The organism is Kluyvera sp. (assembly GCF_965301105.1).
Genome location: NZ_CBDKZX010000002.1, coordinates 62847 through 86683 on the forward strand (window position 1 = coordinate 62847; position 23837 = coordinate 86683).

22 protein-coding genes are annotated in these 23837 nt (G+C 57.6%); 20 read left to right on the forward strand and 2 right to left on the reverse strand.

Features of this window, described 5'->3' with window-relative positions; genetic code table 11:
• The 12 genes from pbpC (at window position 1) to pxpA (ending at window position 14057) form a co-directional block, all read left to right on the forward strand.
• On the forward strand, window positions 1-2319 hold the full coding sequence (gene pbpC, locus ACW14G_RS01260; RefSeq protein WP_419058556.1) for a peptidoglycan glycosyltransferase PbpC: 2319 nt from the start codon (window positions 1-3) through the stop codon (window positions 2317-2319).
• Between the two features lie 233 nt (window positions 2320-2552).
• Window positions 2553-2984 (forward strand): nucleoside-diphosphate kinase, encoded by a 432-nt coding sequence (gene ndk / locus ACW14G_RS01265; protein ID WP_064543541.1) that lies wholly within the window; start codon window positions 2553-2555, stop codon window positions 2982-2984.
• A gap of 167 nt (window positions 2985-3151) precedes the next feature.
• The gene (locus tag ACW14G_RS01270; RefSeq protein ID WP_163448274.1) at window positions 3152-4318 is read left to right on the forward strand and encodes a bifunctional tRNA (adenosine(37)-C2)-methyltransferase TrmG/ribosomal RNA large subunit methyltransferase RlmN; all 1167 of its coding nucleotides are present in this window, start codon (window positions 3152-3154) and stop codon (window positions 4316-4318) included.
• Window positions 4319-4596: 278 nt separating this feature from the next.
• Entirely contained in the window at window positions 4597-5622 is a 1026-nt protein-coding gene (rodZ, locus tag ACW14G_RS01275; protein ID WP_249022899.1) for a cytoskeleton protein RodZ, read from the forward strand.
• Between the two features lie 26 nt (window positions 5623-5648).
• Window positions 5649-6767 (forward strand): flavodoxin-dependent (E)-4-hydroxy-3-methylbut-2-enyl-diphosphate synthase, encoded by a 1119-nt coding sequence (gene ispG, locus ACW14G_RS01280; RefSeq protein ID WP_065355919.1) that lies wholly within the window; start codon window positions 5649-5651, stop codon window positions 6765-6767.
• A gap of 93 nt (window positions 6768-6860) precedes the next feature.
• Window positions 6861-8135, forward strand: coding sequence for a histidine--tRNA ligase (gene hisS, locus ACW14G_RS01285; RefSeq protein WP_167575243.1), 1275 nt, complete (start codon window positions 6861-6863; stop codon window positions 8133-8135).
• Window positions 8136-8168: 33 nt separating this feature from the next.
• Window positions 8169-8786 (forward strand): YfgM family protein, encoded by a 618-nt coding sequence (locus ACW14G_RS01290; RefSeq protein ID WP_064543551.1) that lies wholly within the window; start codon window positions 8169-8171, stop codon window positions 8784-8786.
• 10 nt (window positions 8787-8796) lie between these two features.
• Window positions 8797-9975, forward strand: a complete 1179-nt coding sequence (bamB, locus tag ACW14G_RS01295; RefSeq protein WP_163448271.1) for an outer membrane protein assembly factor BamB — start codon at window positions 8797-8799, stop codon at window positions 9973-9975.
• Between the two features lie 86 nt (window positions 9976-10061).
• Complete coding sequence (der, locus tag ACW14G_RS01300; RefSeq protein WP_163448270.1) at window positions 10062-11537, forward strand: ribosome biogenesis GTPase Der; 1476 nt, start codon at window positions 10062-10064, stop codon at window positions 11535-11537.
• A gap of 210 nt (window positions 11538-11747) precedes the next feature.
• The gene (pxpB, locus tag ACW14G_RS01305) at window positions 11748-12404 is read left to right on the forward strand and encodes a 5-oxoprolinase subunit PxpB (protein WP_064543672.1); all 657 of its coding nucleotides are present in this window, start codon (window positions 11748-11750) and stop codon (window positions 12402-12404) included.
• Window positions 12398-13330 (forward strand): 5-oxoprolinase subunit PxpC, encoded by a 933-nt coding sequence (gene pxpC, locus ACW14G_RS01310; protein WP_167575244.1) that lies wholly within the window; start codon window positions 12398-12400, stop codon window positions 13328-13330. The genes pxpB and pxpC overlap by 7 nt, the downstream gene beginning before the upstream one ends.
• The gene (gene pxpA, locus ACW14G_RS01315) at window positions 13320-14057 is read left to right on the forward strand and encodes a 5-oxoprolinase subunit PxpA (protein ID WP_249022900.1); all 738 of its coding nucleotides are present in this window, start codon (window positions 13320-13322) and stop codon (window positions 14055-14057) included. The genes pxpC and pxpA overlap by 11 nt, the downstream gene beginning before the upstream one ends.
• 39 nt (window positions 14058-14096) lie before the next feature.
• Here the strand turns inward: pxpA and ACW14G_RS01320 are convergent, their stop codons facing one another.
• Window positions 14097-14645 (reverse strand): winged helix DNA-binding protein, encoded by a 549-nt coding sequence (locus tag ACW14G_RS01320; RefSeq protein WP_163446550.1) that lies wholly within the window; start codon window positions 14643-14645, stop codon window positions 14097-14099.
• A 265-nt stretch (window positions 14646-14910) separates the two neighbouring features.
• On the opposite strand from ACW14G_RS01320, the gene ACW14G_RS01325 reads away from it, so the two are divergent.
• From ACW14G_RS01325 to ACW14G_RS01360, 8 genes are all read left to right on the forward strand, one after another.
• The gene (locus tag ACW14G_RS01325) at window positions 14911-15633 is read left to right on the forward strand and encodes a DUF969 domain-containing protein (protein ID WP_249022901.1); all 723 of its coding nucleotides are present in this window, start codon (window positions 14911-14913) and stop codon (window positions 15631-15633) included.
• Entirely contained in the window at window positions 15630-16616 is a 987-nt protein-coding gene (locus ACW14G_RS01330) for a DUF979 domain-containing protein (protein ID WP_163446552.1), read from the forward strand. The genes ACW14G_RS01325 and ACW14G_RS01330 overlap by 4 nt, the downstream gene beginning before the upstream one ends.
• Before the next feature lie 26 nt (window positions 16617-16642).
• Window positions 16643-17638 carry a DUF2891 domain-containing protein gene (locus ACW14G_RS01335; RefSeq protein ID WP_249022902.1) on the forward strand — a complete coding sequence of 332 codons (996 nt, stop codon included), beginning with the start codon at window positions 16643-16645 and terminating at the stop codon, window positions 17636-17638.
• 175 nt (window positions 17639-17813) lie between these two features.
• On the forward strand, window positions 17814-19331 hold the full coding sequence (locus ACW14G_RS01340) for an EAL domain-containing protein (protein WP_249022903.1): 1518 nt from the start codon (window positions 17814-17816) through the stop codon (window positions 19329-19331).
• A 90-nt stretch (window positions 19332-19421) separates the two neighbouring features.
• Window positions 19422-19667: a YmjA family protein gene (locus ACW14G_RS01345; RefSeq protein ID WP_163446555.1), complete on the forward strand. Its 246-nt coding sequence runs from the start codon at window positions 19422-19424 to the stop codon at window positions 19665-19667.
• A 45-nt stretch (window positions 19668-19712) separates the two neighbouring features.
• Entirely contained in the window at window positions 19713-20894 is a 1182-nt protein-coding gene (metC, locus tag ACW14G_RS01350) for a cystathionine beta-lyase (RefSeq protein ID WP_223803118.1), read from the forward strand.
• An 87-nt stretch (window positions 20895-20981) separates the two neighbouring features.
• Window positions 20982-22073, forward strand: a complete 1092-nt coding sequence (locus ACW14G_RS01355) for a Gfo/Idh/MocA family oxidoreductase (protein WP_249022904.1) — start codon at window positions 20982-20984, stop codon at window positions 22071-22073.
• Window positions 22074-22116: 43 nt separating this feature from the next.
• On the forward strand, window positions 22117-22338 hold the full coding sequence (locus tag ACW14G_RS01360; protein ID WP_163446558.1) for a zinc ribbon domain-containing protein: 222 nt from the start codon (window positions 22117-22119) through the stop codon (window positions 22336-22338).
• A 42-nt stretch (window positions 22339-22380) separates the two neighbouring features.
• Here ACW14G_RS01360 and xseA read toward each other — a convergent pair whose 3' ends face one another.
• On the reverse strand, window positions 22381-23757 hold the full coding sequence (gene xseA / locus ACW14G_RS01365; RefSeq protein WP_163446559.1) for an exodeoxyribonuclease VII large subunit: 1377 nt from the start codon (window positions 23755-23757) through the stop codon (window positions 22381-22383).
• Between the last annotated feature and the right edge of the window lie 80 nt (window positions 23758-23837).

Here is a 23837-nt window from a genome sequence, read left to right on the forward strand (position 1 = left end):
ATGCGGATCGTCTGCTGGAAACGCTCCGTCTGGCGCTGGCTGGCCGGGGCGGTGGTACTGTTTTGCGGCGCGATTGTGCTGGCGGATAAGCAGTGGCCGCTGCCGCTGCATGAAGTGTCCCCCGCGCGGGTCGTGGTCGCCGAAGATGGCAGCCCGCTGTGGCGCTTTGCCGACGCCGAGGGGATCTGGCGCTACCCGGTCACGATTGAAGAGGTCTCGCCGCGTTACCTCGACGCCCTCATTCAGTATGAAGACCGTTGGTTCTGGGATCATCCCGGCGTCAATCCATTTTCAATTGCCCGCGCCGCCTGGCAGGATCTCACTGCCGGGCGCGTGGTCTCTGGCGGCAGCACGCTCACCATGCAGGTGGCGCGGCTGCTGGACCCGCATCCGCGCACTTTCGGCGGTAAGTTTCGCCAGCTCTGGCGCGCTTTCCAGCTGGAGTGGCACCTCTCTAAGCGCGACATTCTTACGCTATATCTCAACCGGGCGCCGTTCGGCGGCACGTTACAGGGGATCGGCGCGGCAAGCTGGGCCTATCTCGGCAAACCGCCCGCCGAACTGAGCTACGCTGATGCCGCGCTGCTGGCAGTTTTACCGCAGGCGCCGAGTCGGCTGCGTCCGGATCGCTGGCCCGAGCGGGCGCAGGCGGCACGCAATAAAGTGCTTGATCGTCTGCTGACGCAGGGCGTCTGGCCTGCCAATGTGGTTAACGAGGCGAAAGAAGAGCCGGTCTGGCTGTTCCCGCGTCAGATGCCACAGCTGGCGCCGCTGTTTGCCCGCGCGATGCTGGCCCGCAGCCGGGAGGAGAAAATTGTCACTACGCTGGATGCAGGGCTACAGCGGCAGCTGGAAGATTTAGCGCTGAACTGGAAATCGCGGCTACCGCCACGCAGCTCGCTGGCGATGATCGTGGTGGATAATCGCGACATGAAGGTGCGCGGCTGGGTCGGTTCGGCGGATATCGCCGATGACAGCCGTTTTGGCCACGTGGATATGGTCACCGCAATTCGCTCGCCCGGCTCGGTGTTGAAGCCATTCTTATACGCCATGGCATTGGACAGCGCGTTGATTCATCCGGCGTCCCTGCTACAGGATGTGCCGCGGCGGATCGGCGATTATCGCCCTGGTAACTTCGATAGCGGTTTCCACGGCCCGGTGAGTATGAGCGACGCGCTGGTGCGATCGCTTAACCTGCCCGCAGTACAGGTGCTGGACGCCTATGGGCCGAAACAGTTTGCCGCACGTTTGCGTAATGCGGGGTTGCCGCTGATCTTACCGGCAGGGGCGGAGCCGAATTTGTCCTTGATTCTCGGCGGTGCGGGCGCCCGTCTGGCCGATATTACCGCCGCCTATAGCGCCTTCGCCCGTCACGGGAAAGTGGGTAAATTGCGGATGCTGGCAAGCGATCCGCTGGTTGAACGCCCGCTGCTGTCGCCAGGCGCGGCGTGGATTACTCGACGTATTCTGGCGGGGGAAGCGCAGCCTGTGCCGGATGCTTCGCTACCGCAGGTGCCGTCGCTGGCGTGGAAAACCGGCACCAGCTACGGCTATCGCGATGCCTGGGCGATTGGCGTCAACGCGCGTTACAGCATCGGGATCTGGACCGGCAGACCCGATGGCACACCGGTAGCCGGACAATTTGGTTTTGCCAGCGCCATCCCGCTGCTCAATCAGGTAAACAATCTCCTGGCTTCGCGCGGCGTGCGTCAGCAGGAAGGGCGCGATCCGAGGCCGGCCTCTGTGAGCGCGGCGGAAATCTGTTGGCCGGGTGGTCAGCCGCTGCCGGCGGGCGACGGTAACTGTCGTCGTCGGTTATCGACCTGGGTGCTGGATAATAGCCTGCCGCCCACGCTGCTGTTGCCGGAACAGGAGGGGATGCAGGGTATCCGTTTCCCGCTGTGGCTGGACGCCGCAGGCAAGCGGGTGGCGGCGGACTGCCCGGATGCTCGCGAGGTCACCCTTAACGTTTGGCCGCTCCCGCTGGAACCGTGGCTCCCCGCCGGGGAGCGCCGCGCGGCGCGACTGCCGCCAGTTTCAGCAACCTGCCCGCCGAGACAGTTGCAAAATGTCGCACCGCTGATGCTCACCGGCGTGCGGGATGACGCGGTCATTCGCCGCCTGCCGGGCGCGCGTAGCGCGCAGGTGGTGCTACAGGCCCATGGCGGAGAAGGTCGGCGCTGGTGGTTCCTTAACGGCGACCCGCAGGCGGATGCGGACGACCGTCTGGTGTTAACGCTGGAGAAAACCGGAGCCTATCAGCTGGTGGTGATGGATGATGCGGGGCAAATGGCGGTGGCTAACTTTACGCTACAGTGATGGATATTATCGGGCGGCGTAATCGGGTAGGCACGATAAGCGTAGCGCCATCGGGCACAACGGGCGCACCATGCCGATGATGGGCTCGGTAGCAGATCTGTTGCTTAAAAGTATTTTATTTTAAAAAAATGTTACCTTCATCCATAGGCAACGGCGCGGAGGCTCATTATAATCCGCGCCAGATCATACAATGCGTATGCACGACAACAGAATAAATTTTATTAGAGGTAATCATGGCTATTGAACGTACTTTTTCCATCATCAAACCAAACGCGGTGGCAAAAAACGTTATTGGCAGCATCTTCTCTCGCTTTGAAGCAGCAGGGTTTAAGATTGTTGGCACCAAAATGCTGCACCTGACCGTTGAACAGGCTCGCGGCTTCTACGCTGAGCACGACGGTCGTCCGTTCTTCGATGGCCTGGTTGAATTTATGACTTCCGGTCCGATCGTGGTTTCCGTGCTGGAAGGCGAAAACGCCGTTCAGCGTCACCGCGACCTGCTGGGCGCAACTAACCCGGCCAACGCGCTGGCGGGCACGCTGCGCGCTGACTACGCGGACAGCTTCACTGAGAACGGTACCCACGGTTCCGACTCCGTTGAATCCGCCGCGCGTGAAATCGCCTTCTTCTTCGGCGAAGGCGAAGTGTGCCCACGTACCCGTTAAGGGGTCGTTTACACTTTATTTCGTGAATGCCGCGTGCAGACGTGGCATCCATGCGCCAGAATTTGTACAATGCAGCGCCCCCGGACGAGCAGACCGCTGTCCAGGGGCGCTTCTTTTTATCAACCCTCCAGGGGCCATAACGTGTAACAACGAGGCCGGAATAGAAAATGTCTGAACAAATTGTCACGCCTGAGAGCGCCATCCCGGCGGTTCCCAACAAAGATGGAAAAATTAACCTGCTGGATCTCAACCGTCAGCAGATGCGCGAGTTTTTTAAAGACTTAGGCGAAAAACCCTTCCGCGCCGACCAGGTGATGAAGTGGATGTACCACTACTGCTGCGACGACTTTGATGAAATGACCGACATCAACAAAGTCCTGCGCGGTAAGCTTAAAGAAGTCGCTGAAATTCGCGCGCCGGAAGTGGTTGAAGAGCAGCGTTCTTCGGACGGCACCATCAAATGGGCGATTGCCGTCGGCGATCAGCGCGTTGAAACCGTTTATATCCCGGAAGACGATCGTGCGACCCTGTGCGTCTCCTCACAGGTCGGCTGCGCGTTAGAGTGTAAATTCTGCTCTACGGCTCAGCAGGGTTTCAACCGTAACCTGCGGGTATCGGAAATTATCGGCCAGGTGTGGCGCGCGGCGAAAATCGTCGGCGCAGTCAAAACCACCGGCGTACGTCCGATCACCAACGTGGTGATGATGGGTATGGGCGAACCGCTGCTGAACCTGACCAACGTGGTCCCGGCCATGGAAATCATGCTCGATGATTTCGGTTTTGGTCTGTCTAAACGTCGCGTGACGCTGTCTACTTCTGGCGTAGTGCCTGCGCTGGATAAACTGGGCGACATGATTGACGTTGCGCTGGCTATCTCTCTGCATGCGCCGAACGACACCATTCGTGATGAAATTGTACCGATCAACAAAAAGTACAATATTGCCACCTTCCTGGAGTCCGTTCGCGGCTACATTTCGAAGTCCAACGCCAACCAGGGCCGCGTGACCATCGAATACGTCATGCTGGACCATATCAACGACGGTACCGAGCACGCGCATGAGCTGGCTGAACTGCTGAAAGACACGCCGTGCAAAATCAACCTGATTCCGTGGAACCCGTTCCCGGGCGCGCCGTATGGTCGTAGCTCCAACAGCCGCATCGATCGCTTCTGTAAGGTACTGATGGGTTATGGCTTTACCACCATCGTACGTAAGACCCGCGGTGACGATATCGATGCCGCCTGCGGCCAGCTGGCCGGTGATGTTATTGACCGTACCAAACGTACCATGCGCAAGCGTATGCAGGGTGAATCTATCGCCGTGAAAACGGTGTAATCCCGCGCCGCGTGCGTCAGAAATGGCGCACGCAAAGTTAAGTGCTTAAGGATTAGGCGAAACGTACTGATCTGGTTAATAATTACGGTGCGTTTCATCAAGTATTGAGGCAGTATGTAGCGTTACATCGACAGCGTGAATAGGGCTTTTGACGCTGTTTTGGAGTAGGGTATACCGGGCAGCTTGTCTGTCTGTTCGATAACACGACCGGATGTTTCGCGGTGCGAGAACGGCTTCGCATCAGAATCTTAAATTTCACGAATCAGCAGTTGTAGCGAATGAATACTGAAACCAACCACGACCAACAAGAAGCACAAACTACGGGTGTCCGTTTGCGTAATGCCCGTGAACAACTCGGACTCAGCCAGCAAGCCGTCGCAGAACGCTTGTGCCTGAAGGTTTCCACCGTTCGTGATATTGAAGAAGATAAGGCGCCTGCTGAACTCGCTTCAACATTCTTGCGTGGTTATATCCGCTCTTACGCTCGCCTCGTGCATATTCCTGAGGAAGAGCTGCTGCCGATGATGGAAAAGCAGGCGCCGGTTCGCGCAGCGAAAGTCGCGCCGATGCAGAGCTTCTCTCTGGGCAAACGTCGTAAAAAACGCGATGGCTGGCTGATGAGCTTTACCTGGCTGGTGCTGTTCGTGGTGGTGGGATTAACCGTCGCCTGGTGGTGGCAGAACCACAAAGCGCAGCAGGAAGAAATCTCGACCATGGCTGACCAATCCTCCGTTGAGCTGAAGGCCAACGGCAGCGATTCACAAAATATTCCGCTGAATACGGGCGCAGATGCGACCTCGTCTCCGGCAACCACCGATACCGCGGGCGCGCCGAATTCCAGCGCCGCTGCACCGGCGGATACTTCCGCGCAGGCGCCGGCAGACACCGCTGCGCCAGCCGCAACCGCCCAGAATAATGCCGTGGTGGCGCCGTCTCAGGCTAACGTTGATACCACCACCGCGCAGACCACCCCTGCACCGCAGACCGCGACCCCTGGCGCGCTGCCGACCGACCCGGCACAAACCGCCGCGCCGGTGGCTGACGCTAACGCGCTGGTCATGAACTTCTCCGCCGACTGCTGGCTGGAAGTGACCGACGCCACCGGTAAAAAACTGTTCAGCGGCCTGCAACGTAAAGGTGGCAATCTGAATCTGACCGGTCAGACGCCTTATAAACTGAAAATTGGCGCACCGGCTGCAGTGCAGATCGAATTCCAGGGTAAACCGGTCGATCTGAGTCGTTTTATCAGAACTAACCAGGTTGCGCGCCTGACCGTGAGTGCTGAACAATCACCGGCACAATAACAGACGCGTAATGCGGGAGATTTTTCATGCACAACCAGGCTCCTATTCAACGTAGAAAATCCACACGCATTTACGTTGGGAACGTGCCGATCGGCGATGGGGCACCTATCGCCGTCCAGTCAATGACCAATACGCGCACGACGGATGTCGAAGCGACGGTTAATCAAATCAGAGCGTTAGAACGCGTGGGTGCGGACATTGTCCGCGTCTCCGTGCCGACGATGGACGCCGCAGAAGCGTTCAAGCTTATCAAACAGCAGGTGAACGTTCCGCTGGTCGCCGATATCCATTTTGACTACCGTATTGCGCTGAAAGTCGCGGAGTACGGCGTCGACTGCCTGCGTATTAACCCGGGCAACATCGGCAACGAAGAGCGTATCCGCATGGTTGTTGACTGTGCGCGCGATAAAAACATCCCGATCCGTATCGGCGTTAACGCCGGATCGCTGGAAAAAGATCTTCAGGAAAAATACGGCGAGCCAACCCCGCAGGCGCTGCTGGAATCGGCGATGCGCCATGTCGATCATCTCGATCGTCTGAACTTCGATCAGTTCAAAGTCAGCGTGAAGGCTTCCGATGTGTTCCTGGCAGTGGAGTCTTATCGCCTGTTAGCTAAACAGATCGATCAGCCGCTGCACCTCGGGATCACCGAAGCGGGCGGCGCGCGCAGCGGTGCGGTCAAGTCCGCAATCGGCCTCGGGCTGCTGTTGTCCGAAGGCATCGGCGACACGCTTCGCGTTTCGCTGGCAGCCGATCCGGTTGAAGAGATCAAAGTCGGTTTCGATATCCTGAAGTCGCTGCGCATCCGCGCGCGTGGGATCAACTTCATCGCTTGCCCAACCTGTTCCCGTCAGGAATTTGACGTGATCGGTACGGTGAACGCGCTGGAGCAGCGCCTGGAAGATATCATCACCCCGATGGACGTCTCCATCATCGGCTGCGTGGTGAATGGCCCTGGCGAAGCGCTGGTGTCGACGCTGGGCGTCACCGGCGGCAATAAGAAAAGCGGCCTGTATGAAGACGGCGTGCGTAAAGACCGCCTGGACAACGATGATATGATTAGCCAGCTTGAAGCCAGAATTCGCGCGAAAGCGTCGGTGCTGGATGAAGCTCGCCGTATCGACGTTCAGCAGGTTGAAAAATAACGAGATGGGAAGCCGCTTGCTTCCCGTGTATGATTGAACCCCGCGGGCGTGTTCTGCGCCGAGGGTTCATTTTTATATATAAAGAGAATTAACGTGGCAAAAAACATTCAAGCCATTCGCGGCATGAACGATTATCTGCCTGGCGAAACCGCCATCTGGCAGCGCATTGAAGGCACACTTAAGCAGGTGCTCGGCAGCTACGGTTACAGCGAAATCCGTTTGCCGATTGTAGAGCAGACCCCGTTATTCAAGCGCGCAATCGGTGAAGTCACCGATGTGGTTGAAAAAGAGATGTACACCTTTGAAGACCGCAATGGCGATAGCCTGACGCTGCGTCCGGAAGGGACTGCGGGCTGCGTACGCGCCGGCATCGAACATGGTCTTCTGTACAATCAGGAGCAGCGTCTGTGGTACATCGGGCCGATGTTCCGCCACGAGCGTCCGCAGAAAGGCCGTTACCGCCAGTTCCATCAGCTGGGGGCGGAAGTGTTTGGTCTGCAGGGGCCGGATATTGATGCGGAGCTGATCATGCTGACCGCGCGCTGGTGGCGTGCGCTGGGTATTGCTGAACACGTTAATCTGGAACTGAACTCTATCGGTTCATTGGACGCGCGCGCCAATTACCGCGATGCATTGGTCGCCTTCCTCGAACAACACGTGGAAGTGCTGGATGAAGACTGCAAGCGCCGTATGTACAGCAACCCGCTGCGCGTGCTGGATTCTAAAAATCCGGACGTGCAGGCGCTGTTAAACGATGCGCCGAAGCTTGGCGACTACCTGGATGAAGAGTCCCGCGAGCACTTTGCTGGCCTGTGCGCGCAGCTGGATGCCGCCGGTATTGCCTATACCGTGAACCAGCGTCTGGTACGTGGTCTGGATTACTATAACCGCACCGTATTTGAGTGGGTCACCAACAGCCTGGGCTCACAGGGTACCGTCTGTGCAGGTGGCCGTTACGACGGTCTGGTTGAGCAACTGGGCGGTCGTGCGACCCCAGCCGTAGGCTTCGCTATGGGCCTGGAACGACTTGTTTTATTAGTTCAGGCAGTTAATCCGGAATTTAAAGCCGATCCTGTTGTCGATATATACCTGGTCGCCTCAGGTACCGGAACTCAGTCAGCCGCAATGCGCCTGGCCGAGCAGGTGCGTGATGCGTTACCGGACGTGAAGCTGATGACGAACCATGGCGGCGGCAACTTTAAGAAGCAGTTTGCCCGCGCGGATAAATGGGGTGCTCGTATTGCCCTGGTTCTGGGTGAGTCTGAGGTTGAGCAAGCCACTGTTGTCGTGAAGGATTTGCGCTCTGGCGAGCAGACAACCGTAACGCAGGAAGGCGTTGCCGCGCATTTGCGCACTATTCTGGGTTAATCTCCAGGACATCATTATCAGGAGAAGGGCTGCGTGGAAATTCATAACGAAAACGATCAGGTTGAAGCGATTAAAAACTTCTTTGCCGAAAATGGCAAAGCGCTGGCCGTTGGGGTAATTTTGGGGATCGGTGCGCTGGTCGGCTGGCGCTACTGGAACTCTCATCAGGTAGACTCGGCCCGGGAATCTTCCATGGCCTACGAAAATGCCGTTTCTTCTCTTAGCTCAGGGAAACCGGAAGCGCTGGCCTCGGCAGAGAAATTCGCCGCCGAAACCAAAAACACCTACGGGTCGTTTGCTTCTCTGGAACTGGCGCAGGTCTTCGTCGATAAAAACGATTTGGCACAGGCGGAAAAGCAGCTGCAGCAAGGGCTGGCTGCCGCTTCTGATGACAACCTGAAGTCGGTTATCAACCTGCGTCTGGCGCGCGTTCAGCTGCAAATGAAGCAAGCTGATGCGGCGCTGAAAACGCTGGAAGGCGTGAAGGGCGAAGGCTGGACGGCGATTGTTGCTGATTTACGCGGGGAAATCCTGCTCAGTAAAGGTGACAAGCAGGGCGCGCGTGCAGCGTGGGAAGCTGGCGCTAAGAGCGATGCATCTCCGGCGCTCAGTGAAATGATGCGCATGAAAATTAATAATTTGTCCGTCTGAGAGGGACCCGATGCAATTGCGTAAACTACTTTTGCCAGGACTGCTTTCTGTCACTCTGTTGAGTGGTTGTTCATTGTTCAGCGGCGAAGAAGACGTTGTGAAAATGTCTCCGCTGCCGACCGTAGAGAACCAGTTTACTCCGTCCACCGCCTGGGACGTTTCCGTCGGTAGCGGGATTGGCGATTTCTACTCCAACCTGCATCCGGCTTATGCGGATAGCGTGGTGTATGCCGCCGACCGTAAAGGCACCGTGAAAGCGGTCAATGCGGATGACGGTAAAGAAGTCTGGTCCGTGAATCTGGCGGAAAAAGACGGCTGGTTCTCTCGTAAACCGGCGCTGCTTTCCGGCGGTCTGACCGTTTCCGGCGGCCACGTGTACGTCGGCAGCGAAAAAGCGCAGGTTTATGCGCTGGACGCGGGCGACGGTTCTATCGTCTGGCAGACCACCGCGGCGGGTGAAGTTCTCTCTCGCCCAACGGCGAGCGATGGCCTGGTGCTGGTTCACACCAGTAACGGCCAGCTGCAGGCGCTGGATGAAAACAGTGGCGTCGTGAAGTGGACGGTGAACCTGGATATGCCAGCGCTCTCTCTGCGCGGCGAATCTGCACCGGCTGTGGCCTATGGCGCGGCGATTGTTGGCGGCGATAACGGTCGCGTGAGCGCGGTCCTGATGCAGCAAGGCCAGCTGATTTGGCAGCAGCGTATCTCCCAGGCGACCGGCACGACCGAAATCGACCGTTTGAGCGACGTGGATACCACGCCGGTTATCGTGAATGGCGTGGTTTACGCCTTAGCCTACAATGGTAACCTGACGGCGCTGGATCTGCGCAGCGGCCAGATTCTGTGGAAACGCGAGCTGGGTTCGGTGAATGATTTCATCGTTGACGGCAACCGCATCTACATCGTCGATCAGAATGACCGTATTCTGGCACTGACCACCGACGGCGGCGTGACCCTGTGGACGCAGAGCGATCTGCTGCACCGTCTGCTGACCGCACCGGCGCTGTATAACGGCAGCCTGGTTGTCGGCGATAGCGAAGGCTACATGCACTGGGTTAACCCGGAAGACGGGCGCTTTGAAGCGCAGCAGAAAGTTGACAGCTCCGGCTTCCTGACGGAACCGGTGGTCGCCGACGGTAAACTGCTGATTCAGGCAAAAGACGGCACGGTTTACGCGATTACGCGTTAATTTCGGCTGTCGTAACTCTATTGGCGGCTCCTGTTTAATCAGGGGCCGTTTGCTATTTTTAGATTTTGAGTAAATGAGGCTTTAACATGGTACCTGTGGTCGCGCTTGTCGGGCGCCCTAATGTTGGAAAATCCACGCTATTTAACCGCCTGACGCGCACTCGTGATGCGCTGGTTGCGGATTTCCCGGGTCTGACTCGTGACCGTAAGTACGGTCGTGCTGAAGTTGAAGGGCGTGAATTTATCTGTATCGATACCGGCGGTATCGACGGCACGGAAGAAGGCGTGGAAACGCGCATGGCGGAACAGTCGCTGCTGGCGATTGAAGAAGCCGACGTTGTACTGTTCATGGTTGATGCGCGCGCCGGGCTGATGCCGGCGGACCAGGCCATCGCTAACCATCTGCGCGCGCGTGAAAAGCCGACTTTCCTGGTGGCGAATAAAACCGATGGTATCGATCCGGATCAGGCCGTCGCCGATTTCTGGTCGCTGGGCCTCGGTGACATTCACCCGATCGCTGCCTCTCATGGCCGTGGCGTAACCACGTTGCTGGAGCAGGTGTTGCTGCCGTTCGTGGATGACGTTAATCCGCCAGAAGAGGTGGACGAGGACGCAGAGTACTGGGCGCAGTTTGAAGCGGAAAATGGCGAAGGCGAAGAAGAGCCGGAAGACGACTTCAATCCGCAGGATCTGCCGATCAAAATCGCTATCGTTGGCCGTCCGAACGTAGGTAAGTCAACGCTAACTAACCGTATCCTCGGCGAAGACCGCGTGGTGGTCTATGACATGCCGGGCACCACCCGTGACAGCATCTATATCCCGATGGAACGCGATGAGCGTGAATACGTGCTCATCGACACCGCCGGGGTACGTAAGCGCGGTAAAGTGACGGATACGGTAGAAAAATTCTCGGTTATCAAAACATTGCAGGCCATTGAAGACGCGAACGTCTGTCTGCTGGTGATTGATGCGCGTGAAGGCATTTCCGATCAGGATCTGTCTCTGCTCGGCTTTATCCTCAATAGTGGGCGCTCACTGGTCATCGTCGTCAACAAGTGGGACGGCCTGAGCATGGAAGTGAAAGAGCAGGTGAAAGAGACCCTCGACTACCGCCTGGGCTTTATCGACTTTGCGCGCGTGCACTTCATCTCTGCGCTGCACGGCAGCGGTGTTGGTAACCTGTTTGAATCTATTCGTGAAGCTTATGACAGCTCCACCCGCCGCGTGGGGACAGCGATGCTGACCCGCATCATGACCATGGCTGCTGAAGATCACCAGCCGCCTCTGGTGCGCGGTCGCCGCGTGAAGCTGAAATACGCCCATGCCGGTGGTTATAACCCGCCGATTGTGGTGATTCACGGCAACCAGGTAAAAGACCTGCCGGATTCTTACAAGCGCTATCTGATGAACTACTTCCGCAAATCGCTGGACGTGATGGGCACCCCTATCCGCATTCAGTTCAAGGAAGGCGAGAACCCGTATGCGAATAAACGCAATACCTTGACGCCGACTCAGATGCGTAAACGTAAGCGTTTGATTAAACACATTAAGAAAAGCAAGTAAGCGTTCACGCTAAGCGCGAATTTGCCAAATATATCAAGCCCGCATAATGCGGGCTTTTTACTGCCCGTCGTTCAGATAACCGGATTCGCTCGTACAGATCCAAACTGAAGACATTGACACATTTGCATTATTGCTGAATTGTAAATGGAAATGGTGGCCGACTTTAACATCCATCGGCCTCTGCAACCCAGCATGAGTAAAGGTGAAAACGTGCAGCGAGCGCGGTGTTATCTGTTAGGAGAGAGCGCGGTGGTTCTGGAGCTGGAACCGCCGCTGACGCTGGAAAGCCAGCAACGGATTTGGGGGCTGGCGCAACGTCTGGCGGGAGTGCCCGAAGTGGTTGAAGTGATTCCGGGGATGAACAATATCACCGTGATGCTTCGTAACCCGGCGTCGTTGGCGCTGGATGCCATCGAGCGTTTACAGCGCTGGTGGGAAGAGAGCGAAGCGGTGACTCTGGACTCAAGGCAGATAGAGATTCCGGTGATTTATGGCGGTGAGCACGGCCCTGATTTAGCGGATGTGGCGCGGCATACTGGCCTGAGTGAACAGCAGGTGGTTGAACGCCACGCGTCAGCGGACTACATCACCTACTTTATCGGCTTCCAGCCTGGTTTCCCCTATCTTGGCGGCCTGCCAACCGAACTGGCGACGCCGCGACGGGCGGAACCGCGCCTTGCCGTACCAGCGGGATCGGTGGGAATTGGCGGCAGTCAGACGGGAATCTATCCGCTGCCGACCCCCGGTGGCTGGCAAATCATTGGCCGTACCGATTTACGCCTGTTCGACCCGCAGCGAGAGCCAGCGACGCTACTACAGCCAGGCGATCGGGTTCGTTTTGTGCCGTCTAAGGAGGGCGTGTGTTAGAGATTATTCGCGCAGGGATGAGCACCACCTTGCAGGACGGCGGGCGACATGGTCTACGGCAGTCGGGGATTAGCCGCTGCGGGGCGATGGATTCTGCGGCATTGCGCATCGCTAATCTGCTGGTCGGTAACGCCGCCGACAGCGCCGTACTGGAAATCACGCTGGGGCAGTGTGATTTGGTTTTTCATCGCGACGGCTGGTTTGCTCTCGCGGGCGCGGACTGCGCGGCCACGCTCGACGGTCAGCCGGTGTGGTCCGGCTGGCGTTGGCCGGTGCGCGCGGGCCAGCGCCTCAAACTGGCGCTGCCAAAACGTGGGATGCGCAGCTATCTGGCGGTGGCTGGCGGTTTCGATGTGCCTTGCATGATGGGTTCTTACAGCACCGATTTAAAGGCCGGATTCGGCGGCTTTGAGGGGCGAAGCCTGCAAGAGGGCGATCGCCTGCCGCTGCGCCCGGCAACGCGTGACTTCCGTCAGCGTCGCGGTGTGCGTCAGTTGCTGTGGGGCAACCGCGTACGCGCTTTACCGGGGCCGGAGTACCATGAATTTTCCGCCGCGGCGCACGAGTCCTTCTGGCGCGCGCCGTGGAAGCTCAGCCCGCAGAGCAATCGCATGGGCTACCGTATGCAGGGCCAGGTGCTGGAGCGTACGGAATCTCGTGAGATGTTCTCCCACGGTCTGCTCCCCGGCGTGGTTCAGGTGCCGCACAATGGCCAACCGATTGTACTGATGAACGACGCGCAGACCACCGGCGGTTACCCGCGCATTGCCTGCGTGATTGAGGCGGACATGTACAACCTGGCGCAAATCCGGCTCGGTGAAACGGTACACTTTGACCTCTGCACGCTGGAAGAGGCGCTGGCCGCGCGCGCTCAGCAGCAGCGTTACTTTGAACAACTGGAATGGCGATTGAACGATGAAGATTGATTTAAACGCCGATCTCGGCGAAGGCTGTGAGAACGATAGCGCGCTGATGCCGCTGATTACGTCGGCCAACATAGCCTGTGGATTCCATGCCGGGGACGCGCAGACCATGCGCCAGAGCGTGTTGCTGGCGCTGAAACACGGTGTGGCTATCGGCGCACACCCGAGCTTCCCCGACCGGGAAAACTTTGGCCGTACTGCGATGCAGCTACCGCCTGACGTGGTCTATGCGCAGACGCTGTATCAGATTGGCGCGCTGGCGGCGATCGCCCGCGCCGAAGGCGGTGCGCTAACGCACGTTAAACCTCACGGCATGCTGTACAACCAGGCGGCGAAAGAGCCGCTGCTGGCGGATGCTATCGCCAGAGCGGTGCACAGTGTTGAGCCGTCTCTTATCCTGGTGGGGTTAGCCGGTAGCGAGCTCATTCGCGCAGGCATACATCATGGGCTGACCACTCGGGAAGAAGTGTTTGCCGATCGCGGCTATCTGGCGGACGGCTCGTTGGTACCGCGTAGCGAGGCTGGCGCGCTGATTCACGATGAGGATGAGGCGGTAGCCCGTACGCTGGAAATGGTGCTGAATGGCCGGGTAATGAGCCGTGATGGCGTCTGGGCAAAGGTGAATGCCCAGACGGTGTGTCTGCACGGTGACGGCGCGCAGGCGTTGGCATTCGCTCGTCGGCTGCGCGATGCGTTCGACGCCCGGCAGATTGCTGTACGCGCCGACTGAGTTTCCTGCGCTCGTCGTCCGTCCCCGGCGAGCGCCTTGCTACAGCGACGCCGCGGCCCGCGCGGCGGTGTCATACAGCGACGAGATGGTCCGCAGCAACTGGGCGGTCTCGCCAATCGAATGTCCCGGAATACCGCTCTCCACCTGAATCGAAATCAAACACGCTTCCCGCACGTCGCGGTATTTCATGCACAGCGCTTTCCCTTCTTCCGTAGTGTAGAAATAGAGCTCCTTACCCACTTTCTCACTGGTGACGTAGCCCGCTTTGACCAGTTTTTTCAGCGCATAGGTCACCACGTGGGTGTCTTCCACGTTCAGTACAAAGCAGATATCCGCCAGCTTCTTCTTGCGATTGCGATGGTTCACGTGATGCAAAAGTGACACATCAAACGCCCCCATATCCGGCTCGCCCGCCGCGGTCATACAGCGCACCATCCATTTGTTGAAGGCGTTACTGGTCATGATCAGGGCGTACTCCAGCTCCGATAATTCCGCGCAGCGCTCGGAGATCAGATGGCGTGAGGAGACGATCCGGCTTTCGTTGATATCGTCGTTTGTGGCAGGTGTAGCTGTTTTTTTCGAGGTCATAACTGTCCTTACGCAATTGTGACTATTCGCAAAGAATGTAAATGAAACGAGATAATATAAGAACGTTTTATTGATAAATTGTTTACATGTTATCCGCGTTCAGATATAGATTTTTAGCACAGACCGATGACGCATACGTAGATTTACGCGGTCTGATGACACAACACAACATCGTTCGCCGCAATGCCGCACGCTTCACCTTGAGGTGACGCGATAAAAAAGAGCCTTCGGCGTGCAACGCACACTTTGGATAGGGTAAACGTTTATGGACGGTACGACACTGATGCCGCTTATCGGGATTCCGGTGGTGGTGATTGGCTTTGCGCTGCGCTTTAACCCGCTGCTGGTGGTCGTTGTCGCCGGTCTGGCGACAGGACTGCTGGTTGGCATGGATTTCGGCATGCTGCTGGAAACCTTTGGCGAAAAGTTTGTGAATAGCCGCTCACTGGCGACTTTCATTCTGATTCTGCCGGTGATTGGCCTGCTGGAATACTACGGTCTGAAGGAGCGCGCGCAGGCGTGGGTGGCTAAAATCGCCAGCGCCACCTCGGCGCGTATTCTGATGCTCTACTTTGTGGCGCGTGAGGGGACGGCCGCGCTGGGCCTGATGTCACTGGGCGGTCATGCACAGACGGTACGCCCGCTGCTGGCGCCGATGGCGGAAGGGGCGGCGTTGAATGAATACGGCGAACTGCCGCAGCACATCCGCGATAAAATCAAAGCGCACGCCGCCGCCTGCGACAATATTGCCGTCTTTTTCGGCGAAGATATTTTTATCGCCTTCGGCGCGGTGCTGTTGATTGACGCCTTCCTCAAAGAGAACGGGATTAGCGGGATTGAACCGCTGCATATTGGCCTGTGGGCTATTCCGACGGCCATTTCCGCGCTGATTATCCACATGATTCGCCTGCTGCGTCTGGACGCCAGCATTCGCCGTGACGTGATGGCGTGGCGCAACGCCCAAGGCTCGAAGGCGGTGACGCCATGAGTACACTTATCACCATCAATCGCGTTTATTACCTGATCGGTTTTGTCGTGATGCTGCTGGTTATCATGACGCTGCGCGATCGCGGCAACCCGAAACGTTTTACCACCGCGCTGTTCTGGTTCCTGTTCGGCGGGATTTTCCTGTTTGGCGATCTGATGGTCCAGGAACTGGGGAAATCGCTGGCTTATCGCATTATCGGCGGGGCGGTGATTGTCATAGCGCTGCTGGCGGGCTGTGGGCTGGTTGGCAAAGGCGAATACAAAATGTCGAGCGACAGCGAACGTGTTGCCTCGTCTAACCGACTGAAAAATTGGTTATTCCTGCCTGCATTAATGATTCCAGTAGTGACGGTCATCGGCACGCTGTTCCTGAAAGGCGTATCGATTGGCGGCGTGTATCTGCTTGACCAGAAGCAACTGACGCTGGCGGCGCTGTGCGTGGCCTGTGTGGCGGCCATTCTGACCGGCTGGTGGTTGACGCGTGGCACGCCGCTGCATGCCATTCGTCAGTCTCGCCGTCTGGTGGACACCATTGGCTGGGCGGTGATTCTGCCGCAGATGCTCGCCATGCTGGGCGGCGTATTTGTGGTCGCGGATACCGGCGAATCGGTGCAGAAGGTGGTGAGCCTGTTTGTGAACCCGGATAACCGCTTCATGCTGGTGGTGATTTACTGCGTCGGTATGGCGCTGTTTACCATGATCATGGGCAACGCCTTTGCCGCCTTCCCGGTACTCAGCGCCGGTATTGCGCTGCCGTTCCTGATCCATCTTCACCACGGCAACCCGGCGCCGCTGCTGGCGATTGGGATGTATGCCGGCTACTGCGGCACGTTGATGACGCCGATGGCCGCCAACTTCAATATTGTGCCCGCCGCGCTGCTTGAGCTGAAAGATAAGTATCAGGTGATTAAGGTTCAGATCCCCACGGCCCTACCGCTGCTGGTGGTGAACGTCTTTTTAATGTACTTCCTCGTGTTTCGCTAAGCGCGGTGACTTTTTCAGGAGCTGTTATGGAATTAACGCAACATCAGGCTGACGCTTTCGCCCGTATGCCCTTGACCTATTTGCGCCAGGAATATCCAAACCACATCATGCATCTGCTGAATGATGATGGCGATGTGCTGCCGCCCCGTACGCTGCACCCGATTTTTTATGGCTGCTTCGACTGGCACTCGGCGGTACACGGCTACTGGCTACTGCTGCGCTGCGTGCGCCTTTACCCGGATCTGCCGTGCCGCGATGAAATCATCGCGCTGTTTGACGAGCACTTCACCGAGGAAAACGTGGCGCAGGAGCTGGCCTATTTCACCGCGCCGTTCCGCGCGTCGTTTGAGCGTCCTTACGGCTACGGCTGGCTGCTGGCGCTGGCGCAGGAGCTGAAACACGCCTCTCTGCCGCAGGCCGCGCGTTGGTTTGCGACGCTCGAACCGCTGACGCAGGATATCCGTACCCGCCTTATCGATTATCTCAGCAAGCTGACCTACCCGATTCGCGTGGGCACGCACTACAACACCGCTTTCGCGCTGGCGCTGGGGCTGGACTACGCCCGCGCGCAGGCCGATAAGACGCTGGAGGGGGCGATTCTCGACGCCGCTAACCGCTTCTATGTGGCCGACACGCAGTACCCGGCGCATTATGAACCGGGCGGTGACGAGTATATTTCCGGCGCGTTGACCGAAGCGCTGCTGATGAGCAAAGTCGCGAGGAACTTCCCGGCGTGGTTTGATGCCTTCCTGCCGGACGTGGCGTCGGTGTCGGCACTGATGAACCCGGCGGAAGTGAGCGACCGTACCGACCCGAAAATTGCCCATCTTGACGGCCTGAACCTCAGCCGCGCCTGGTGTATGAAACATATCGCCCGCGCTTTGCCGCAAGACCATGCGGCGCAGCAAGCGCTGGGCGACGCCGTGGCGCGCCATCTGGCGGCCAGCGTTGAGCACGTGGTGGGCAGCCACTACAGCGGCGGCCACTGGCTGGCGAGCTTCGCGCTGCTGGCACTGGAGTAAGCTTCTCAAGGTACTCCGGTGTCGCCGGGGTGCCTTTTTCCCGGCAAGAGAAATGGCAAAATGTTATTGGTCTAATGGCGATTTCTGCTTCTCTCGACCATCCTTTCTTTATTCGCGTATTTGCGCGACTCACTATCCACAGCCAAAAATAAATCTCTTCGCCCAGGACATGATAATGCGTAGCGCGCTTCTTCCTGTCATTGCCGCCGTGTGCCTGTTTCTGGCCGGTGTTTTTATTTTGAATACTCAGCTTTGGTATTCCTCTCGTGCGGAAAGTCTTGGCGGCGCCCGATATGCCGCCAATAATATCAACCTTATTCTCGATGAAGCTTTCCGGGCGACCCGCGTGGCCACCGATATTGCGAATAAAGGATGTAATCCGGAGGGGCAATATCAGCTCGGTACTGAAGCGGCATTGCAGCCACATTTGCGCACGATTGTTATTGTGAAAAGTGGCGCGATCTGGTGCTCATCCCTACCGGGGAACCGTATTTTACTGTCACAAATTCCGCCGATGGAGGCGCGTAATTTGCTGCTGGCACCTGCACGCGAGACGTCGAATGGGCAGCCAATTCTTATCTATAGCACTCAGTTAACCGCCAGTCGCATCCTGGTCACCATTAGCGACCAGCATATTCGCGGCGCGCTGAATGTCCCTCTGAAGGGCGTGCATTTTGCCTTACGGGTAGGGGAGTCGACGATTGGCATGTCCGGCGACGTGGTGAGCGGAAACGCTCGCTATAGCGGGCAAATCAGCTCGACAAAATATCCCTTCAGTATTGTCTACAATCAGCCGCCGTTATTTAGCCTACAGCGCATGATCACCCGCGGATTTGGCATCCTGCTTTTTCTTGGCGTTATCTCAATTGTCACGGCTTATGTGCTGGGTAAATACCTGAACAAAGAGATGACGCCGGAAGAGATGCTGCGCCGGGCGATAGCCAACGGTGAAATCGTTCCTTTTTACCAGATGGTGGTGAACGGTAGGGAGGGGACGCTGCGCGGCGTTGAAGTGCTTGCCCGCTGGAAACACCCGCGCGCGGGCTATATTTCCCCGGCGTCGTTTATTCCGGTGGCGGAAAAATCGGGGCTGATTGTGCCGCTGACGCGTAGCCTGATGGCGCAGGTCGTGGACAATATGAACGCCATCGAAAGCAAACTGCCGGAGGGTTTTCATGTCGGTATTAACTTTAGCGCGTCGCATATCGCCAAGCCGGACTTTGTCGACGAGTGCCTGCGCTTTAAAGACAGTTTCCACCGCAAGGATCTCAACCTGGTGCTTGAAGTGACGGAACGCGAGCCGCTGCACGTGGATGAAGATTTGGTACAAACGTTGAATACCCTGCACGAAAACGGTTTTGTGATTGCGCTGGATGATTTCGGTACCGGCTATTCGGGATTGTCTTATCTTCATGATCTACATATTGATTATATAAAAATCGACCAAAGTTTTGTCGCACGGGTCAATGCCGATCCGGATTCGACGCGCATTCTGGACTGCGTGCTGGACCTGGCCCGCAAGCTTTCGCTGAGCATTGTGGCTGAAGGCGTCGAAACCAAAGAACAACTCGACTATCTCAACAAAAATGACATTACGTTCCAGCAGGGATACTACTTTTATAAACCGGTGAAATTCACTGAGTTGATTAAAATTCTGCTGTCTAAACCGAAAGTGAAGGTGATTGTTGAGTAATTTGCCGCCCGTATGAAAACGCACGTTGACCTGATAGCGCGTAACGTAGGATAGTCACCGTTTTGCCAGTCTTTATTCCAGGAGCTGTCTATGACGCACGAAATCCCGCTGAAATTTTATGACATCGTCGATGAATACTCGACCGAAGCCGCGCAGGCGGTGAATGACGCCGAGCGTGATGCGCTGGCACACTATTTCCAGCTGCTGATTACCCGCTTAATGAACAACGAAGAGATCAGCGAAGACGCGCAAAAAGAGATGGCCGCCGAAGCGGGCATTAAAGAACAGCGCATTGATGATATTGCGGAATTCCTCAATCAATGGGGCAATGAATAACACGATTTCTCGTCGGCAAGGCCGCTGAAAGGTACGAGGTAAATTATGGGTCATCATTCTCCATCCGATTTTAATATCAGCACGCAAATTACCCAGCTAGGCCGGGATACTTCCCGCCAGGCAGGGTTTGTGAATGCGCCGATTTATCGCGGCTCTACGGTGGTCTTTCCGACGGTTGACGATCTTGAACATAATCGCGCCGAATTTAACTACGGCACAATGGGTACGCCGACCATCGCCAGCCTCGAGAACGCCTGGAGCGTGCTGGCCGGTGCCGCCGGGACCGTACTGTCACCGTCCGGGCTGGGGGCGATTTCGCTGGCCCTGCTGACAACGCTGAAAGCGGGCGATCATCTGCTGATGCCTGATAGCGTTTACCGACCGACTCGCAATTTCTGCGCCGGTATGCTGGCCAAAATGGGTATTGAGACCACCTATTACGACCCGCTGATTGGCGCGGAGATAGCCTCGCTTTTTCGCGCGAACACCACCACGCTGTTCCTTGAGTCCCCCGGCTCGCAGAGCTTTGAGATTCAGGATGTTCCGGCGATGACCCAGGCGGCGAAAAAACAAGGGATCGCCACCATTATCGACAATACCTGGGCGACGCCGATTTTCTTTCGTGCCCACGAGCACGGTTGCGACCTCTCGCTCGAGGCGGGGACCAAATATCTCGGCGGCCATTCTGACCTGCTGATGGGGCTGGTGTCAGCCAATGACGCCTGGTGGCCGCGATTGCGTAAAACCTACGATCTGATGGCCATGCTGCCCGGCGCGGAAGACTGCTTCCTGGCTCTGCGCGGGCTGCGTACGATGCATCTGCGCCTGAAAGAGGCTGAACAGCGCGGTCTGGAGATGGCGCATTGGCTACAGGCGCGCCCGGAAGTGTTGAAGGTTCTGCACCCGGCGCTGCCGGAGTGCCCGGGGCACGAGATCTGGAAGCGTGATTTTACCGGCTCATCCGGGCTGTTTTCGCTGGTGCTGAAGCCCGAATTTACCAAAGCGGGGGTGGCGAATATGTTGGATCATATGCGCATTTTCGCCATGGGCTATTCGTGGGGCGGTTTTGAAAGCCTGATTATTCCGTTCAACTGCGCCGATTACCGCACCGCGACCAGCTGGCAGCCTGGCGGCCTGACGCTGCGCATCCAGATGGGGCTGGAAGATATGGATGATTTAAAAACCGATCTGGCGGCTGGTTTCGACCGTCTGCGCGCGGTGCGCTAACCGCAATACGCCATCGCGGACACGTTTCTGTGATGGCGCTTCACGCATAATGCCCGCCGTATTGTTTTTCTGCATGAGTCGAATGTTATGAATATTGGCTTTATCGGCCTCGGGTCGGTGGTTGAAACCGCCTATTTACCTGCGCTAAAGGCGCTGTCGCTGCCAGTGAGCTCGATTTGCGGCTATGACAGCAATCCGCTGCGGGTGCTGCCGGGCGTAACGACCTTTAAATCCCTTGCCGCACTGCTGGCGCAGCCCATCGACACGCTGTTTATTACCACCGTTTCGCTGGCGCATTTGCCGGTACTTGAACAAGCGCTGCGTTCGCCGATTCCGCGGATTGTGGTAGAAAAGCCGATTGCCGCCACGCTGGACCAGCTTACCGCGCTGCGCCAGCTGCTTTCGGTGCCGGATAACGCTCGGCGCGTGCTGGCGCTGGATCACTGGATGGCCCGGGACGGCGTATTGTGTCTGGCACAGGGCCGAATGGATGACCGCTGGCAACCTGAAGATGGCGCGGTAATTGACCGCCCGGTGGTCACCGCGCTGGACGAGATTGTCAGCATCGACGGTTTTCTGCTTGAGCCGAGTGGCTATAACGCCGCGGGTGAACCTATCGCGCTGAATTTTGCTACCGGGGAACCGGATACCCGCCAGTTGCGCCACCCGGACGGGGTGATTGTCGATATTGGCACTCACGTACTGGCGATGATGCGTGAGACGGTGCGCTATCTCGGCGGCAGCGATGACATTGTGCTGCGGGCTGAACGGGTTAAGGACCGCCTAGGGCAGCCCATTGCGCTGGGCGATACCGAAACGGCAGAGGGCGAGGCACATCTGATTGGCACGCTTGGCGGTATTGCGGTCAACCTATGGCTGAATAAATACGCCGGGCCGGGCGTCGAGCGCAAGGGCATCCGTATTTCCTTGCGCGACGGGCGAGTGATAAGCCAGAACCGTGGCCCCGAGGGCGAGCGCGTTGAGCTGATTTGTGGCGATTCCGTACTCGGCTGGACCCGTCGCGGCGCAATTTATGCCCACTGTCTGGGCGATCAGATTCTGGGCGCGCAAAGTTTGTATTCCCGTGCGCCGCAGGAAGTGGCGAAGCTCACGGCGCGGCGCATTGGCGAGGTCGAGGCGCTGTTGCAGATTCAGCAGCGGTTACGTGGAACGCACTGAGACGTGATAAAATGGCGGCACAATACGATGTTAAGGAGTCGCCATGGAATTCATCTGCCCAACCTGTCAGGCCTCGCTGGAGGTGCAGGGCCAACAGGCGCACTGCGCGCACTGTGATAAAACCTTTACCCTCGAGCCACGCTGCCCCGAGTGCCATAAGCCGCTGGAAGTGTTAAAAGCCTGCGGCGCGGTGGATTTCTTCTGCCAGAACGGCCACGGGATGATCTCGAAAAAGCGGGTTGAGTGGGTGCCTGCGGGGGAATAAGCGAGAGGATACCGGGCCTGTAGGCCCGGTTATGTTGAACGATTAAACGGCTTTTTTCCGTGAGCGCGTTTTTTTCACCGGCGTTACTGTTTTAATTTCACTCTCGACCCAGCCGTCTGCCAGCCGGGTCGTCAGCATTTCTCCGGCTTTTGCCTGTTTTGCCTGTTTCAATACCTTGCCATCGCTGGCGGTAGTGACGCTATAGCCGCGCGCCAGCGTCGCCAGCGGGCTGACGGCTTCCAGATGCGTGACCGCATTGCCAAAGCGTTCGCGCTGTTCGCTGAGGCGTGCGCGAATGGTTTCGGCCAGGCGATATTCCAGTTGCTGGATACGCGACTGGGCGCGATGAATACGCGGTTGCGGATTCTGCTGGTTCAGACGTTGCAGCATGCGCTGCTGGCGCTGATTGGCCTGTTTGATCTGGCTTTCCAGCGCGCTGTTCATGCGCTGACGCAGCCGCTCCAGCGAGGTTTGCTGGCGCGCCAGACGCAGCTGCGGATGCTGCTGCTGCAGGCGATGGAACATCTGAGTAAAACGACGGCTACGGTTGGCGAGGTAGTAGTCCATCGCCATGCCCAAACGCTGCTGGGCGGACTGAATCTGACGCAGCAGCTCCTGCTGGTTACGGCTGACGATCTCCGCCGCCGCCGATGGCGTGGGGGCTCGCAGGTCGCCGACAAAATCGGCGATAGTGACGTCGGTTTCGTGGCCGACGGCGCTAACCACCGGAATGCGGCTGGCAAAAATAGCGCGCGCCACGCGTTCGTCGTTAAAGCTCCACAAATCTTCCAGCGAGCCGCCGCCGCGCCCGACGATTAATACGTCGCACTCGCCGCGGGCGTTGGCCAACTCAATGGCGCGAACGATTTGCCCCGGCGCATCGTCGCCCTGTACCGCGGTGGGGTAAATCACCACCGGCAGCGAGGGATCGCGGCGTTTAAGAACGTGGAGAATATCGTGCAGCGCCGCGCCGGTTTTTGAGGTAATCACCCCGACGCAGTGGGCCGGGGAGGGCAGCGGCTGCTTGTATTGCTGATCGAACAACCCTTCCGCCTGTAGTTTGGCTTTAAGCTGTTCATATTTTTGCTGCAACAGCCCTTCGCCCGCAGGCTGCATGCTCTCGACGATAATCTGGTAGTCGCCGCGCGGCTCATACAGCGTGATGTTGGCGCGCACCAGCACCTGTTGTCCGTGCTGCGGGCGGAACGTCACCCGGCGGTTGCTGTTGCGGAACATCGCGCAGCGCACCTGGGCGTTATCGTCTTTTAAGGTGAAGTACCAGTGGCCGGAAGAGGGCTGGGTAAAGTTGGAGATCTCGCCGCTAATCCACACCTGGCCCATCTCTTTTTCGAGCAGCAGACGCACCGACTGGTTAAGGCGGCTAACGGTAAAAATTGCGGGGCTTTGTGAGGATAACATGTGAGCGGGATCAAATTCTAAATCAGCAGGTTATTCAGTCGATAGTAACCTGCCAGAGGGCGATCGCAAGCATTTTTTGC

What these genes read in the sequence shown, in the direction of transcription:
- pxpA (WP_249022900.1), top strand. Translation starts at nt 13,320, where the DNA reads ATGAAGATTGATTTAAACGCCGATCTCGGCGAAGGCTGTGAGAACGAT.
- bamB (WP_163448271.1), top strand. Translation starts at nt 8,797, where the DNA reads ATGCAATTGCGTAAACTACTTTTGCCAGGACTGCTTTCTGTCACTCTG.
- ACW14G_RS01320 (WP_163446550.1), bottom strand. Translation starts at nt 14,645, where the DNA reads ATGACCTCGAAAAAAACAGCTACACCTGCCACAAACGACGATATCAAC.
- ispG (WP_065355919.1), top strand. Translation starts at nt 5,649, where the DNA reads ATGCACAACCAGGCTCCTATTCAACGTAGAAAATCCACACGCATTTAC.
- ACW14G_RS01335 (WP_249022902.1), top strand. Translation starts at nt 16,643, where the DNA reads ATGGAATTAACGCAACATCAGGCTGACGCTTTCGCCCGTATGCCCTTG.
- pbpC (WP_419058556.1), top strand. Translation starts at nt 1, where the DNA reads ATGCGGATCGTCTGCTGGAAACGCTCCGTCTGGCGCTGGCTGGCCGGG.
- ACW14G_RS01345 (WP_163446555.1), top strand. Translation starts at nt 19,422, where the DNA reads ATGACGCACGAAATCCCGCTGAAATTTTATGACATCGTCGATGAATAC.
- ACW14G_RS01340 (WP_249022903.1), top strand. Translation starts at nt 17,814, where the DNA reads ATGCGTAGCGCGCTTCTTCCTGTCATTGCCGCCGTGTGCCTGTTTCTG.
- ACW14G_RS01360 (WP_163446558.1), top strand. Translation starts at nt 22,117, where the DNA reads ATGGAATTCATCTGCCCAACCTGTCAGGCCTCGCTGGAGGTGCAGGGC.
- ACW14G_RS01270 (WP_163448274.1), top strand. Translation starts at nt 3,152, where the DNA reads ATGTCTGAACAAATTGTCACGCCTGAGAGCGCCATCCCGGCGGTTCCC.
- der (WP_163448270.1), top strand. Translation starts at nt 10,062, where the DNA reads ATGGTACCTGTGGTCGCGCTTGTCGGGCGCCCTAATGTTGGAAAATCC.
- ACW14G_RS01355 (WP_249022904.1), top strand. Translation starts at nt 20,982, where the DNA reads ATGAATATTGGCTTTATCGGCCTCGGGTCGGTGGTTGAAACCGCCTAT.
- metC (WP_223803118.1), top strand. Translation starts at nt 19,713, where the DNA reads ATGGGTCATCATTCTCCATCCGATTTTAATATCAGCACGCAAATTACC.
- ndk (WP_064543541.1), top strand. Translation starts at nt 2,553, where the DNA reads ATGGCTATTGAACGTACTTTTTCCATCATCAAACCAAACGCGGTGGCA.
- xseA (WP_163446559.1), bottom strand. Translation starts at nt 23,757, where the DNA reads ATGTTATCCTCACAAAGCCCCGCAATTTTTACCGTTAGCCGCCTTAAC.
- ACW14G_RS01325 (WP_249022901.1), top strand. Translation starts at nt 14,911, where the DNA reads ATGGACGGTACGACACTGATGCCGCTTATCGGGATTCCGGTGGTGGTG.
- rodZ (WP_249022899.1), top strand. Translation starts at nt 4,597, where the DNA reads ATGAATACTGAAACCAACCACGACCAACAAGAAGCACAAACTACGGGT.
- ACW14G_RS01330 (WP_163446552.1), top strand. Translation starts at nt 15,630, where the DNA reads ATGAGTACACTTATCACCATCAATCGCGTTTATTACCTGATCGGTTTT.